This window comes from Mangrovimonas sp. TPBH4 (assembly GCF_001280505.1).
GTDB lineage: Bacteria > Bacteroidota > Bacteroidia > Flavobacteriales > Flavobacteriaceae > Mangrovimonas_A.
On sequence record NZ_LBIO01000065.1, the window covers coordinates 114651 to 129585 of the forward strand.

A 14935-nucleotide genomic window follows, 5' to 3' on the forward strand; every position below is an offset into this window, starting at 1 on the left:
TATAGCCTAATGGGAGATGCATTTTTTTGCCAGACCTATTCTGTCTTATAAACTTCAATCCTACCAAAGATGTACTTTTTTGCACTATAAAAATAGCTTTTCATAATATTCATATCAAATATTCAATAGATTATTTTGAATAGACAGCGTAAAGCAATTAGACAAATTGTGAAAAAAAAATCCTAACCAGTATTTTTGCATAGTTCTAAGTAAACTTTAGATAAATCTCTCTATCAAAGTATTACAAGCCCACCAATTTATTAGTTAAATTCCTACTTTTTTCTTTAAAAAATTCAACATATTTTCGAAAATAATCACATAAATTAATTTTACATGCAGGGTATAGAAAACGAAAAAGTACTCCTTGAATCGAGCAGCAAACAACTTAGATTAACAACCCATAGGCTTAGATACCATCAAACACCGAAAAGTAGTTCTGACTTTACTTCTATAATGTTAGATAGAATTAGTTCAATCGAATTAACCTATCTTAAAAGCAGTATTTGGCTTTTAGTATTTGGTATACTAACTATTCCTTTAGTAGTTGGAATATTTTTAATTATTTCATTTTTTTCATCGAAAAAGCATGTGGTTTCCGTCAACTCTCTTGGAGGAAAATCAATTGTATTTGAAACTAAAGGCATGAAGAGAGACTTTCTTGAAGACTTCATTGACAAGGTAGAGTCTGCATCCTTAAAACTAAAAAGTAATAACATCCAATAAACAACTTAAAATCAACCAAACAACATGAAAAAAATTATTACAACCCTTATTTTCACTCTTTTATCAATTATAGTTGTAAGCCAAAATAGTCTGGAATCAAGTGATATATCAACAACTTACGATGAATACAATTATTTGACCAATATTTATGGTATCGACGATTCGGCAACTATGCTAAAAGGCTATGAGTTAGAAGACTTTTTAGAACTATCAGAGGGACAATTTAAATACAACTTCAAACTCTTTAAAAAAATTGATTCAGGTAATGTTAAAGCCGTTTTTATAACAATTACAAAAATTAAGAAAAAAGAAGATAAGGTAAGATATTTATGTATGCCGATAAATAATGATCAACTATTTTCTAAATTCGATTCAGAAGTTACGAACATCGGAATTTCCATGTCTCTAGGGCTTGAATTACTAAATAAAAAACTAATTTCCAGATTAATAGACGAAAAGTTCAATATTGAATAATTTCCTATCTGTGTACACGATCTCAAAAAAGTGTATAAAATATAAATCAAGGGTTTGGCTTTTTTAAGTTGAACCCTTTTTCATTCTTACCCCAAAAAAAATCTCTATGCCAACCTTTGTAATCATTGCTGCAATGGAGACAATAAAAAAATATAGGCTTTATCCTGTAGCCCATCAAAGGAAAATGCCATTCCATCAAAAAACGCCCCTTCCTTCACAGAACAAAACAAAGTCATTTTCGTACAAGATTGTCGTAAAAAGATGACTTAGAACAAAGCATACTTATTAATTGATAAGCCAAATTCCCTTAAATGTTTTTGCTATATTGTAAGAGATGACTATTTATCACCTAAATATTCAGCATTTAAAAACCAATCAAAATGAATAGAAGATTTAAAAGTATGAGACTTGGCTCTTTGTTGTCATTGCTATTAATACTAACAATGAGTTGTACTAATAAAAAGAATATTCGGGTCGCTGCAATCCAACTTAATGTTAAGGTGGGGCAATTTGATGCCAACCTTGCCAATGCAGAAAAGTACATCCGAAAAGCCTTAGAAAATGACGCAGACCTTGTACTAATCCCCGAGTTTTTCACCTCCCCTGGGTTTGGTTTTCCTTTCAATAAAAAGGTAGTGGAGGATATTGAACCTTTTGAAGGAAAATCATTAAAACTTCTCAAGTCGCTCTCTAAAGAATATAACGGAATCATTGGAGGATCTTTTCTAGCCTTTCATGGAGAAGAAATCCATAATAGTTTTGTACTTGTCTTTCCCGACGGTCAATATTTTGTACACAATAAAGATTACCCAACCTATCACGAAAATTGTTTTTACTCAGGAGGAGAAGATGATGGTGTTTTTGAGACTGAAATAGGAACTATTGGGGTGTCTTTATGTTGGGAATATCTGCGAACTGATACTGCCAAAAGAATGTTGGATAAGGTAGATCTTGTTATTGGAGGCTCCTGTTGGCCAGCATTTGAAGATCCTGAGAAATCAATCGATGAGAATCACCTAGCCCTATTGCAAAATGCACCAACCGATTTCGCAACTCTGCTTGGGGTTCCCGTGGTACATGCAAATCATGTAGGGAAAGTAAGCGAAAACTATTTCTGGGAAGACGAACCAATAAACTCTACAATGTATTTTTTGGGAGAAGCCAAGATTGTTGATGGTCACGGAAAGGTAATTGAAAAGTTATCCTATGGAGATGGTGAAGGCATAATCTGGGGAGACATCGAAATGGGTAAAGTTAAAGAATCAACTCCCCCGATTCCTGAAAGATTCTGGATACCTCAATTTACAGAAGAGCAACACAAAAACTGGGAAGCTGCTTTATCAGGCCCATATCGTAAATTTTATGAAGAAGTTACTTTGCCATACATTCTCAAAAGACAGAAAAATGCAAGTGATATAGAACTATAATGCCCCTATCCCGAAAAGTGCAAATCTTATTTTTGGGTAAATACCCCCTCTCAGGTTATCAAAATACACTATTCTAAACGTTGCAACGATCGTTGATTAACTGCCTCGAACCGTTGCAACGATCGTTGCTTCTCCAATCTGAACCGTTGCAAAATGAGCTTCCAAACGTTGCAACGATCGTTGTTCGACCGTGGCAAAGACCCAAAATTTGGGTACGTTTGTAACCATTTTTAGCCAAAAAGCTGTTTTTTGACCACAATTGCCATCACCAATCGAGCTGTTGATTGAACTGTTGATTTGACAACAAGTGTGGTTAAGAATTAAAAAAAACATATAAACATTACTGTTGGAATGGTTGATGAAGCAAGACAATGAAAAGTTATTTCACATATTTCCACACTTCAAAAAATCTCAATTCGAACTGTTAAAAAGTCAATCATTAAACAATATTTTCAAGACTATATTCCCTAGATTTCGATCTAATCCATCATTTTGGCTATTAAGCACTGATACAAACCCCATTTTACATTGATGATCCATTTCCATATGATTATCCTCATGATCTTTTGAATAATCGTCCGTATTATAACGTTTAAATTTATTGTCCGACATTTTACCTGGATATAGCAACAAAGCCCTTTCGGCATCCCAAAACCTACAATAGGCATACATTTGCCGTAGATCCCCTACAGAAGCAGAGCTATTCAATGGTCGCTTCCATTTTGTGTCTATGATAAAAGTTTTATTTCGTTTACGTAGGACAACATCTGGTCTTAAACTATTACTGCCCCAAAAAGACTTAGACTCTTGACCTGAGACCTTTATTTCAGAACCTTCACAAGCCTTTTGCAACTGTTTTAATATGTATTCCTCCCACAATTCATTCATATCAAATAACAGTGACAGCATTTTCTCCTTGCCTCCTGAGATATCGGGTGAATAATTCAAGATTATTAGCCTAGCTAATTCTAAGGCATAACTGTAACCACCAGATTTTCTGTCCAACTGTATACTGTTTAGCTGTTGGACCGTTATTGTCTTTTTTTCAACTTCGGGAAAATTCAACATCACCCTATTGCTAAAGTCATTTAGCCTCGTCCCCCTTGTGAATTGAGCAACAATGGAAAGTGCATTATGTAAAATGTGATGCAATATGTGGTCGGTATCATAGACCTGATGGGTTGTATAAAACCGTTCCTTATGGATCACGTTATTCCTAATGTGTCCTGCAAATTCCAACTTTCCCTTAAGCGCTTTTGTGTTTTGTGTTTGCTTTCTATATTGCTTAACAAGTCCTTTCCTTACCAAGCCTTCTACTTCCTGAAGATATAATTCAAAATACACCTCCAACAAGTTAAGATGTTGTCTTTTTACATGGGCTGCTCCAGAAGATTCCGCCTTAAGCCTACCACAGGCTTGTAGCATTTTCAACAAGACACCTTTCCATCTACTATCCTCATCATCCTTATCTGCCTTAGGGTTGATTTCAATGGTCAGGCCATCCACTTGAATTACCCCTACGTATTGATTGAATTTTATCCCCTTAGAAATCGGTTCAAAGTACTTCCCTTCGTGATATTCATTAAGCTTAAGCAACGCATCCAGATGCAATTGCTTAAATCCCTTTTCACCAACATATAGGCGTTGGTGTTCAAAAACCGATATGATATTTTGCTTCAACAATTAAATAGACACAGGTTCCTTAATTCCCAACAATTGAGTTACAGCCTCCATAACATTTCCTTCATTAACCTGTTTCAACACATAACTTGAAATCTTAAAATCATTCGCATTGTCATAATCAAATTTGGCAAATTCAATAGTGTCATTTTTTAGCTTCTCGACAAATCCCATTCCCAATACCAATCCTATCTTCCCATAATCTCCATAGAAATATTCTTGTAGTAAAGGCACGATCTTATTATTGAAAGCATTGGCCAAATCTCTTTTGGTTTTCACCTTATAAAAATAGGAATGGCCAATGGTATGGTCTCTGTCGATTAACAATTCAATTCTCTGATTAATGGTTCTTAACACATCAGACAATAGCACCTCATCAACTTTCTTATCCTTGATTACCGCATAATCCGGCATCATTTCCTTAAATTCAAATCGACGTCTCAGCGCTGTATCCAGCGCCTCTACACTCCTATCGGCTGTATTCATGGTTCCTATGATGGATAAATTACCTGGAACCCCAAATTCCTTTTTAGAATAAGGCAATTTTATCCACACCTTTTCCTCCTCTGTAATACGCTTGTCCTTTTCTAGGAGGGTTATCAATTCCCCGAAAATAGCAGACACATTTCCCCTATTGATTTCATCAATAATCAAAACATAGTTCCTTACCTGTTTATCACGTAATTCTCTCTGAGGCAATTCATTAATTTGATCTATTATGTCATCAAACTCCAAATCCTTAGCGGTGAATTGAACCGTTTCGATTTCACCTCTATTATTTAAAACAAACTCATAAAACCTCTTATAAACCCCAAACAATTCACAATGGATATGACCTACTAAAGGATGAAGTTCACTTTTCAGGCTTTTAACCTCCTGAGGAACGATCTCCTCTAAAAGCACTCGTTTCAATTTGTCTTTAGGAACAAGAAAAACATGTTGCCCCTCACTCTCTTGCTTATTATTGGACCACAGATATTTAACCCAAATCCCTTTTTCGTTAACATCTTCAAGCATCAAGCCTACCCCAATTTTCGTTGTGAAAACCGCTTCTCTTTTACCTATAAGAGGGGTAATGCTCTCTACAAAATCATCATAAAGTGTTTCAAAATCGTCTCTATCTTCATTGTTTACTTCTAAATATTCAGATAAGGCATCCTTCACAATGTTTTTAAAAATCCCGTCCTCAACCTTGTAAACCACGCTTCCCTCCTTGGTTGTTTCAGGTTTGATACCTTCTACAAAATCCTCATAGCTGACCGATTGATGAAACGTAGTAAATACAATTTGGCCAGACTTTCTAAGATTATCATATTCATTAACCACATGCTCCCGCTTCGTTTTTTCATCCCAAGTTGTTTCAAAAATAAAATTTGGATTCGCTAACCTTACAGCCTCTTCTTTTGTTCCATAAGTTTTTCCTGTTCCTGGAGGGCCGTAGAAAATTAAATTTTTGGAATGTATTTGCGCTCCCATATGATATTCATTGTTTAACGTTGAAATTTCCATTTGAAAAATATCCCTTCCGAAATCTGTATTAAGATGTCTTCTAAAGGGTGACTTGTAATTTCTATCTAACTCAATCTTCAATCCTTCCCTCAGTTCATCCATAAAACCAATAAGGGAATCTATTTTATTTAAATACATCTCCTCATTCCCGAGCTGATCATTAAAGACTTCAGAATTCTCATCAAACCTATTCTTAGATATAAATTGAAACCAGGTTTGTTTATTTTGAAGGTGGATTAAAAAAGCATACCTACTACCTATGATAAAAGCAAGCATATTCCTTTCTGGTCGAATATTATAAGCTAATCTTTCATCCTGAGGAGACAAGTTGTTTTCTTCCACAAAAGTTCTTAAAACATCTAGGTAGAGCCCCAGTTTATCCTGATCAAGTTTCTTGATCAATTGATTGTAATCCGAATCTGGAATAGCAACCCCGTCAAACTTTTCCTTAAGAAACCTCAGATAATTATTTTTCCCTAAGATAGCCTTTGGAATACCATTACTGTTCTTTTTATCATACTCCACAAAATCTTGGTTCTTTAGGCGTTCCTTTTTTGTCATCATAAACAAAATAGTATCCACCAAACCGTTTACATTATTTGGATCCACTAAAAAAAGGTCGATATCCTCAAAGAAATTATTTATCTCATCCAGTCTTGAAACAATTTCCTTTACAGAATTCCCCAAATAGGCCCTATAAGAATCATAGGTGTTCTTGTTCAACCATTTTGCAAATTCATCCTTTACATCTCTTAAGCGCCCCTGATATTGCGCCCATAAATCATGACAATAGGCGAAATATTCCTCGCTGTTTGGTTTACTTTTCAAAATGGCCCTATGAAATTTGGATACAGGGGTCTTGTTAGTGTAATCGATATTTAAGTTTGATGCAATAACCCTAAGGGCATCCAGTTTAAACATATTTAAACAATTGAAATCTCCATATAGGAAAGCAATTTTCCATTTAAAGGCATGACCTAGATCAATATCGTCAATGGATTCCAGTTTATCATCCTGTGTAGATCGGGCGATTCTTTCAACCAAGCCTCTAACCGTTAGAAATGCATCGTCTCGGGTTTCTCCATATTTTTTAAACCATGCATAGTCACCATCTGTAGCCCTGTTGCTGTTTTCGTCAACATTAGCTTCCCCATAGGTCTTATAAATTCCGAACTTATAGGAACTCCCCCCTGCAATACTTCCTAAATCCCTCGTTATATGTTCCAACCAGTAGCAGAAAGATGTTTTATCTAAATTGGTATACTCATTCAACCTCATAGAAGCAATTCTATCAATAGGCCACTCTCTCAGAAATGCATTCTTCAGCTCATAGAGTTTTTGATTCTCGGCATTAACCTCAACTTCATCTTCTGTTTCAATAAATACATATTGCTTAAGCAATTTAACTACCTCATCAATTTTATTCTTATTGCTAGGATCCTTGGATAAGCTTCTCTCATAATCCTTAATCAATTGGTTATTTCTAACCGCATTGGCAAAATCCTGAATACCATCATAAAACACATCATATGGGAAATACCTACAATCCTGATCAATTCTCCCAAGGATATTATCCTCATGGTCATTAAACCCATTTTCAATCCTAAGTTTCCGTACTTTTTCGGTTGTTGCTCTAGTAGAAATTTGATTATCATTTTTTAAAATAAAAGCACTGCAAACAATATCAAAGTACTTTTTAATTACATTCAAAGCTTTTAACTCCTCCGCTACTTGATCTATAGTTAAAGGAGGGGCAATCTCTAATGTAGATGGTTGGTTATTCATTACTTAAACTCTTTTATATTATATTTTTCAAAATCACTCGCGTAATTCGTCCGCAAAAACAGATTCCTTTAGTTTAAAACTAAGATAATGTTTCTACTAATACATCATGGAAAACAGAACATTTTTTAGCAAAAGGAACCTTTCAAAACAAGGTTTCTTTGATATTCACTAGGTTTATGTTAGACAACTTTTCTTCATTTAATCAAAGGCCTCAAACTATTATGCATAACATTCCTTCTTAAAGAAAAATCCAAAATTTATCTTTTTTGCATTAAAAATCCATAGTATCAACTGAAGGTGTTAATAAATTTTAAATTCTTCAAAAAAACATATACAGCTATACATAACTGATGTTCAAACATTTAAAAAAAAGCAGACATATTGTTATTTTAAATGCCCTGCATTATCCGGATTTCCGTAAAATTTTAGCATAAAATTTCAATATATTTATTGATGTATTCTACATAAATATATCATTTCGAATTGAAAAATATTAAAATTCTAACCGTAAGGTTTCAAAACGTATTGCCCCCAAAATTAGTGCCTGCCTTTAGGGGTGCTATTATCGAAAAAGTTGATCGTAGTCACATTTTGTTCCATCACCACCAAGATGACACAACGGTTCTGTATCAATACCCTTTAATTCAATATAAATCCATCCAAAAAAGTCCTGGGATTGTATGTTTAGGAGATGGCGCTGTGGAGTTATACCGATTAATGAGTCAACCAGATTTAAAAATCAAACTACATGACAAACCAATGAATTTGGTTATAGACTCCATAGAAATGAAACAACATTCCTTAAAACTGCTATTGAGCTCAAAATCATATAGAATAGTAAACTGGTTAGCTCTAAACACCAAAAATTTAGAGCGCTTTAATGCCTGCGATTCCCCTTTGGATAAAGTAGCATTGCTGGAACGGATTTTAAAAGGGAATATATTATCCTTTGCCAAAGGGATCGATTGGCATATTACCGATAATATTCTTTTAAACATACTAGAAGTTAAAGATCAGAGAATTATCCGATTTAAAGGCAGACCAGTTTTAGCTTTCGATTTAATTTTTGAAGCGAACATTTTACTTCCCAACTTTATCGGATTAGGAAAAAGTGCTAGTCATGGATATGGAATGATACATTCACAAAAAATATAATTCTTCACTATGTCATACTATTTATACGGAGCCTCAGTACAGGGCATTCAAGACTTTATATTTAAAACCAACAAACTTGCCGAAATAATTGGAGGTAGTGAATTGGTAGAAGATATATGTACGCAAACTTTTTACAAGCTTGCCAATATTAAGGAAACAGATGAAAACATTATTTTATCTGCTGCAGGAAACATAAAATACATTTTTAATGACAAAAAAACTTGTCAGGATTTTGTTGCTAAATTCCCTAAGTTGGTTATGCAAAAAGCGCCTGGAATTACAGTGAGCCAATCGGTTGTTGCCTATGAAAACACCAATGAATTGCCTGAAAAAATTCAAGTGTTAGAAAAGAATCTTAGAATTCAACGTAATTTACCCCCCTCCCCTATAGTTCAAGGTTTTATGGGCTTGGAACGGGCTAGACGAACAGGAGGTGTTGGTTTCAAAAGAACGAAAGATGATGATGTTATAGATCAGGCTACAGATGCTAAACTTAATGCCAGAGATCATTATTCCTTATTATCCAAAGCTTCTGGAATTACTATACCAGAAAGTAACGATATGGCTTTTGATATTTCAGATATTACCGCTTCTGGGACAAATTCCTGGATTGCAGTTATTCATGCCGACGGTAACGGTTTAGGTACTATACTTCAAAATTCCGGAAAATTTTTAACCGAAAATAACGAGTTTAATAGCTTTTCTAAAGCCATTGACGAAGCAACAAAAGCAGCCATTCAAGAAGCTTTTGATGTAGTGATCAATAAAGATAAAGCGGAGAAAGCCGAAACTAATCCCAAATACAAATATCCAATACGTCCTATTCTTATTGGTGGTGACGATGTAACAGTTATTGTACGAGCCGATTTAGCCTTAGACTTTACCGAAACATTTCTAAATGCTTTTGAAAAACAAAGTGTTGAAAAATTTAAAGGATTTAAAACCTCGGGACTAAATAAGGGCTTAACCGCTTGCGCAGGTATCGCCTATGTTAAAGAATCCTATCCACTACATTATGCACTGCATCTAGCGGAAGAACTGTGTAAAGATGCTAAGAAAGAAGTAAAAAAGGACCTTAAGGGCTCGGAAATGCCAAAATCATCACTAGCCTTCTACAAAGTTCAAGATTCTTTTGTGAAGCCTCTTAAAGAGTTAAAAGAGGACACCTTAAAAACTAAAGAAGAACTAAGTTTTTATGCTGGCCCTTATTTGTTACCAGAGGTAGAACAATTGCAAAGTAAACTACAAACTTTAAAAGAAGCTGCAGCTAAATCCGATAAAACCAAAGTGGTTGGTAAGCTCAGACAGATCGTATCCGAATTGTATAAGAACGAATCGACCGCAAACTTTATGCTTGAACGCTTGAAACAGATAAATCCTAAATTTTATAAAGATTTAGATTTAGCAAGTGAGAGAAAAGCAATGCACGAAAACAAAACGTCACAGCTTTTAGACTTAATAACCCTAAACGGATTTAATTATGGAAACAGACAAAATTAATTATAGCATCACCTTTTTAAGTGATTGGCATGCAGGATCTGGTTTAGGCTCTGGTGCTGCTGCCGATAGTGTGGTGATAAAAGACAAAAATAACTTGCCTTATTTACCCGGTAAAACCATTAAAGGTTTGCTCAAAGACGTTTTATTGGAAATAAAAGAGGTGCAACCGGATTTAGTGTCAGGAGAAGAGTTAGAGGCATTATTCGGAAAAGAATCTAATAACCTAAGTGAAGAAACCGTAAATATCTTTTTTTCAAATGCAACACTTCCAAAAGTAGAGCTGGAAGCTATTTCTGATGAAATGTCTCCTTTTTTATATCGTAACATCTCTTCAACAAAAATCAATAGTAATGGCGTGGCCGAAGACAGTTCTTTAAGGACCATAGAAGTCTGTGTGCCTGTTACACTAGAAGGAAGCATAGCTGGGAACTTTACTTCGAAACATCTAGAAATTTTAAAAAGCGGTTTAAAAATGTTGCGAGCTATAGGTGTACAACGTAATCGTGGTTTAGGACGCTGTAAAATTCAAATTAAAAGCTAAAAAGTATGAAAGAGATATTTTATAAATGTATGCTAAAATCCGATGTGTTTCTAAATAGTTCATTGGCAACCGAAGGCAATTTGAGTTCTTTAAATTATATACCCGGGAGTAATTTTTTAGGGATTGTAGCGCGTGAATTATACAAAGATTTAGACCCAGACAAAGCGCTAGCTATGTTTCATAATGGCGATGTGTCTTTTGGTAATGCAACCATCACTAATAATAATTTGGTTTCATACCCAATGCCTTTTGGTTTGTTTATGGATAAATTAGATAATACCATAGGCGAAGATGCTATTTATAGCCATCCTGATTTAGTGGAATTAGCTAAGAATGATACGTATCCAAGAAAGGAAAATGGACAAAAAAAACAGTTAAAACAACAACGTTCAGGCTTTGTCCTAAATAACGGGCTTGTAATTTCCGATATCGCTAAAAATTTTGCTTTAAAATCAGCTTACGATCGCAATACCAGAACCTCTGCCGATGGCAAGATGTTTGGTTTTGAATCTTTAGAGGCGGGACAAGAGTTTCTTTTTTCAGTCCAATATAAGGATGACACTTTAATTAATGAGGTGGAAAGAGTTTTATTAGGCAACAAACAATTGGGAAAATCGAAATCGGCAGAATTTGGTCAGGTCTTTATTGAAAAAGTAACAGCTTCTCATATAGCGTGTTTTACTACATCGGGGGATTATGTCCTTGTATATGCCCAAAGTCATTTAAGTTTTACCGATAGTTGGGGGCAGCCTACTTTTCAGCCTACAGCTGAGCAATTAGGGTTACCGGGTGGTAACATAGACTGGGAGAAATCTCAAATTAGAACCCATAGTTACACCCCGTGGAACGGTAAAAGAAATACTTCAGACAGACAGCGTTTTTGTATTGCACAAGGATCAGTGTTTTATGTTATAGATACAAAAACCGATGCACAAACCCATCAAGTTGGGAATTTTACAGCCGAAGGCTTAGGTCGTGTGATTTACAATCCTAAATTTCTAGAATCTAATGCCGGTGATGCAACTCTAATCAATACATTAAACCCTTTTGAAGTAGAAAAACCAAAAAAACAACTCAAAGAAGCCAACTCACCTTTAACCGAATTCTTAAAAGCAAAGGTTACAGAAAAAAATCAAGAGCTTGAAATTTCCAAACAAATTCATCAATTGGTTTATGGAGAATCTGAACATCAAAAAGGTATCGACAGACTAAAACGTATTTCACCTAGCCAATGGGGAGGTATTCGGGCTTATGCCACTAAAACAACATCTATGGATGAATTACATGAACAACTTTTTTATCAATTAAAAAAAGATGAAAATAATAAAGATATAAAAGAAGGTGGTAAAAAGAATGGTTATTTAACCCACGGTGTAGCAGATGAAAAATACTGGGGTCGAAATCGCGGTCAAAACAGAATTGCTTTTGAGGAAATATTTAATGACCACAAGAAATTAGGTACCGTGTTTATAGCCAAGTTTGCCGCAGAAATGGCAAAAGAATCGATAAAAAAATCTAAGAACTCATGAAAAAAACACAGATAGATACACATCGTTATTTAGCCCGTTTTATACTAGAGGCGGCAACTCCTATGTTTGTGGGTTCTGGCGAATCATCTTTACTAAAGGATGCTCTGGTACAAAAAGATGTTAATGGTTTTCCTTGTATACTAGGTACTACTTTAGCAGGGGTATTAAGACATCAATTTGAAATAGAAAACAAAGAGATATCAAGTACTATTTTTGGAGGCTCTAAAGCTGAATCCGATGGTTCTGGATCACAATTAAAAGTGCATACGGCCTTTATGGTATTAAACAACGGTCTAGTTTCCGAAGGTATCATTCCAGATCCAGATAAAACGATTTTAGATCATTATAATAATTTACCAAGTCGCCAACATGTGCGCATTACAGATAAAGGCGTAGCACAGGATAATGGCCTATTTGATAATGAAATTGTGTACAAAGGCACGCGGTTTATGTTCGAAATGGAGTTAAAAGGCGACTACAGTTTGATAGAAAGTTGGAAAACCTTAATGGCCATTGTAAGTCGTCCTACATTTAGATTAGGATCTGGAACCCGAAATGGCTACGGACAACTTCGTGTTTTAGAATCTTATTCACGAATTTTCAATTTAACCCAAAAAGAAGACTTCAATACGTATCTAGATTTTAACCCGTCCTACAATTCGGAATTAAAATTTGAAAAAAATCAATCGGAAGATTTAGAAATTGCAAAGCATGTAACCCATTATCAATTACAATTACAGCCCGATAGTGTTTTTGTATTTAGCGAAGGTTTTGGCGACGATGAAGCCGATAATAAACCCTTGGAAGAAACCGTTGCCATGTACCGCGATAATACCATAGACTTTGAAACCCAAACCGTCATACCGGCCAGTTCTATTAAAGGCGCTTTAGCCCATCGTGTGGCCTTTTTTTACAATAAGTTAAATAAGTTTTATGCCGATAATAGGGCTGGTAAAACGGGAGAAGACAATCAAGCGGTCTCCGATTTATTTGGAAAGATTGGAAAGAGTGTTAAAGAGGCTCAAGCAGGCCGTGTGTTTATTAACGATACTTATTTTAATAAGAATGCTGTTAGTAACGATAAAATTTTTAATCATGTTGCGATTGATCGTTTTACAGGCGGTGCCATGGATGGTGCATTATTTAGTGAAAAAGTATCTTCTTTAGTTGAGAAATCTTTTAATCTAGATGTATATGTACAAGATTTAGACAGCTTAGAAGCCGATGTAAAAACAGCTCTAGAATTGGCACTAGAGGATATTGTCAAAGGTTTACTGCCACTGGGCGGAATGACCACAAAAGGACACGGTATGTTTACGGGCATATTACAACGTAATGGAGAAGAATTGTTTAACTATAATCTTACAAACTAATGGCTGCAACTACCTATAATACCTTAACAGAAATTCCAAAAATTGCCTACGAAGGCTACGTGTGGTTGTCCAACCAGAAGGAACCCCAAGTACTATTAGAAGAGGAATACAATTTCAATAATCTTCCTGAAGATGCTTTTGTTATAGAAGCACTTTTATATAGTGCTGCAGAACAAAAGGCGATCCACATTGGGCATACAGGAAATTACCGGATTATTGAATTCAATTTGAAAGCCGCAGAACAAGAAGGAAACAGAATGGAGGATGTAGATTATTTGCCCCACCGACTCGGGGAGCAAGTAAAAGCAGTATCCTTTAAAAATCTTTGGGCCTATAAAGAAGACTCCTTATGCGAAGGCATGCCCGTTCTTCAATTTCAAGCAAGTATATTCTGCGGATTTAAAAAACAATAACAATGAGCAACGTAAAATCAACATATAATTTTGTACCTGCTCCTACAGAGCAAGAAGTGTTTTGTCCTGATTGGGGAGAGCAAATAAGTCACGACATTCCGTTTTCTGATGGTGAGAGTGGTGAAATTGAACTAAAAATTACCGCACAAACCCCAATTTTTATCCGTAATGGACATGCAAAAAATAATGCTGAAACCGAGTTTTCGCATGTAGAAGACGAACACAAAAACAAACACTATTATATTCCAGGCTCTTCACTTAAAGGGATGGTACGTAATGTTTTGGAGATTATGAGTTTTTCTAGATTAAACAAAAACTTAGTTAATAATCACCGTTATGCGTTTAGGGATTTGTCTAGTGCTAAAAATGAATATATGACCAGTTATAAAAAGTTTGATATTAAAGCTGGTTGGTTAACTGAGGACACTGAAGGAAAATGGAAAATTGAAGAATGTGAAGATTTAGCCTTTATCACACACCAAGAGCTTAAAGAAAATAGAAATATTCCATTTCGGGATTTGTTTCTTAATGAGGACCCAAAGGGTAAAACCGCAAAATGGAAGTATGACCTAGTCAAGCAAATGAATCTAACAGGTGAATTTACAACTTTCCAGGAAAAATTGTTTGGAGGCGTATTTAGAAATAAAGCTACATTTTTATCCGGTGGGAAAAAAGGTACTTTAGTTTTTACAGGACAATCTGGCAAGAGAAAAGAAAGAGAAGGACAAAAGGCATCTGGAAAAAATCATGAATTCGTATTTTTTGATGCTGAAAAACCTACATATTTGGATGTTCCTGAAAATGATGCTGAAAATAATAATAAGAA

Annotated in this window: 13 protein-coding genes; 10 read left to right on the plus strand and 3 right to left on the minus strand. The window is 35.0% G+C overall.

The window, feature by feature from the left end; genetic code table 11:
• Nucleotides 1–333: 333 nt before the first annotated feature.
• The 3 genes from ZA05_RS17170 (at nucleotide 334) to ZA05_RS17180 (ending at nucleotide 2624) form a co-directional block, all read left to right on the plus strand.
• The gene (locus ZA05_RS17170) at nucleotides 334–723 is read left to right on the plus strand and encodes a hypothetical protein (protein ID WP_053992912.1); all 390 of its coding nucleotides are present in this window, start codon (nucleotides 334–336) and stop codon (nucleotides 721–723) included.
• 24 nt (nucleotides 724–747) lie between these two features.
• Nucleotides 748–1197, plus strand: a complete 450-nt coding sequence (locus ZA05_RS17175) for a hypothetical protein (protein ID WP_053992913.1) — start codon at nucleotides 748–750, stop codon at nucleotides 1195–1197.
• 443 nt (nucleotides 1198–1640) lie between these two features.
• Nucleotides 1641–2624 carry a carbon-nitrogen hydrolase family protein gene (locus ZA05_RS17180; protein WP_053992914.1) on the plus strand — a complete coding sequence of 328 codons (984 nt, stop codon included), beginning with the start codon at nucleotides 1641–1643 and terminating at the stop codon, nucleotides 2622–2624.
• A 96-nt stretch (nucleotides 2625–2720) separates the two neighbouring features.
• On the opposite strand, the gene ZA05_RS18560 is transcribed toward ZA05_RS17180, so the two are convergent.
• From ZA05_RS18560 to ZA05_RS18385, 3 genes are all read right to left on the minus strand, one after another.
• The gene (locus ZA05_RS18560; RefSeq protein ID WP_255350058.1) at nucleotides 2721–2852 is read right to left on the minus strand and encodes a hypothetical protein; all 132 of its coding nucleotides are present in this window, start codon (nucleotides 2850–2852) and stop codon (nucleotides 2721–2723) included.
• 204 nt (nucleotides 2853–3056) lie between these two features.
• Entirely contained in the window at nucleotides 3057–4304 is a 1248-nt protein-coding gene (locus ZA05_RS17190; RefSeq protein WP_231632516.1) for an McrC family protein, read from the minus strand.
• A gap of 3 nt (nucleotides 4305–4307) precedes the next feature.
• A complete protein-coding gene (locus ZA05_RS18385; RefSeq protein WP_053992917.1) occupies nucleotides 4308–7598 on the minus strand; it encodes an McrB family protein in 3291 nt (1096 codons plus the stop codon).
• A 483-nt stretch (nucleotides 7599–8081) separates the two neighbouring features.
• Here ZA05_RS18385 and ZA05_RS17200 point away from each other — a divergent pair, with 483 nt between their 5' ends.
• From ZA05_RS17200 to ZA05_RS17230, 7 genes are all read left to right on the plus strand, one after another.
• The gene (locus tag ZA05_RS17200) at nucleotides 8082–8753 is read left to right on the plus strand and encodes a CRISPR-associated endonuclease Cas6 (protein ID WP_053992918.1); all 672 of its coding nucleotides are present in this window, start codon (nucleotides 8082–8084) and stop codon (nucleotides 8751–8753) included.
• A 102-nt stretch (nucleotides 8754–8855) separates the two neighbouring features.
• Nucleotides 8856–10253 carry a hypothetical protein gene (locus ZA05_RS17205; RefSeq protein WP_157514736.1) on the plus strand — a complete coding sequence of 466 codons (1398 nt, stop codon included), beginning with the start codon at nucleotides 8856–8858 and terminating at the stop codon, nucleotides 10251–10253.
• The gene (locus ZA05_RS17210) at nucleotides 10234–10794 is read left to right on the plus strand and encodes an RAMP superfamily CRISPR-associated protein (protein WP_053992920.1); all 561 of its coding nucleotides are present in this window, start codon (nucleotides 10234–10236) and stop codon (nucleotides 10792–10794) included. Before ZA05_RS17205 ends, ZA05_RS17210 begins: the two co-directional genes overlap by 20 nt.
• Nucleotides 10795–10799: 5 nt before the next feature.
• Nucleotides 10800–12323: a hypothetical protein gene (locus ZA05_RS17215; RefSeq protein ID WP_157514737.1), complete on the plus strand. Its 1524-nt coding sequence runs from the start codon at nucleotides 10800–10802 to the stop codon at nucleotides 12321–12323.
• Nucleotides 12320–13696: an RAMP superfamily CRISPR-associated protein gene (locus ZA05_RS17220; RefSeq protein WP_082333828.1), complete on the plus strand. Its 1377-nt coding sequence runs from the start codon at nucleotides 12320–12322 to the stop codon at nucleotides 13694–13696. Before ZA05_RS17215 ends, ZA05_RS17220 begins: the two co-directional genes overlap by 4 nt.
• The gene (locus tag ZA05_RS17225) at nucleotides 13696–14109 is read left to right on the plus strand and encodes a TIGR04423 family type III CRISPR-associated protein (protein ID WP_053992923.1); all 414 of its coding nucleotides are present in this window, start codon (nucleotides 13696–13698) and stop codon (nucleotides 14107–14109) included. Before ZA05_RS17220 ends, ZA05_RS17225 begins: the two co-directional genes overlap by 1 nt.
• Nucleotides 14110–14111: 2 nt before the next feature.
• Nucleotides 14112–14935 (plus strand): RAMP superfamily CRISPR-associated protein (locus ZA05_RS17230; protein ID WP_197276116.1); only part of this gene is annotated, 824 nt, incomplete at its 3' end.

Coding starts and splice junctions, on each gene's coding strand:
- ZA05_RS17210 (WP_053992920.1), top strand. CDS start 10,234: ATGGAAACAGACAAAATTAATTATAGCATCACCTTTTTAAGTGATTGG.
- ZA05_RS17180 (WP_053992914.1), top strand. CDS start 1,641: ATGAGTTGTACTAATAAAAAGAATATTCGGGTCGCTGCAATCCAACTT.
- ZA05_RS17225 (WP_053992923.1), top strand. CDS start 13,696: ATGGCTGCAACTACCTATAATACCTTAACAGAAATTCCAAAAATTGCC.
- ZA05_RS17215 (WP_157514737.1), top strand. CDS start 10,800: ATGAAAGAGATATTTTATAAATGTATGCTAAAATCCGATGTGTTTCTA.
- ZA05_RS18385 (WP_053992917.1), bottom strand. CDS start 7,598: ATGAATAACCAACCATCTACATTAGAGATTGCCCCTCCTTTAACTATA.
- ZA05_RS17170 (WP_053992912.1), top strand. CDS start 334: ATGCAGGGTATAGAAAACGAAAAAGTACTCCTTGAATCGAGCAGCAAA.
- ZA05_RS18560 (WP_255350058.1), bottom strand. CDS start 2,852: ATGGTTACAAACGTACCCAAATTTTGGGTCTTTGCCACGGTCGAACAA.
- ZA05_RS17175 (WP_053992913.1), top strand. CDS start 748: ATGAAAAAAATTATTACAACCCTTATTTTCACTCTTTTATCAATTATA.
- ZA05_RS17220 (WP_082333828.1), top strand. CDS start 12,320: ATGAAAAAAACACAGATAGATACACATCGTTATTTAGCCCGTTTTATA.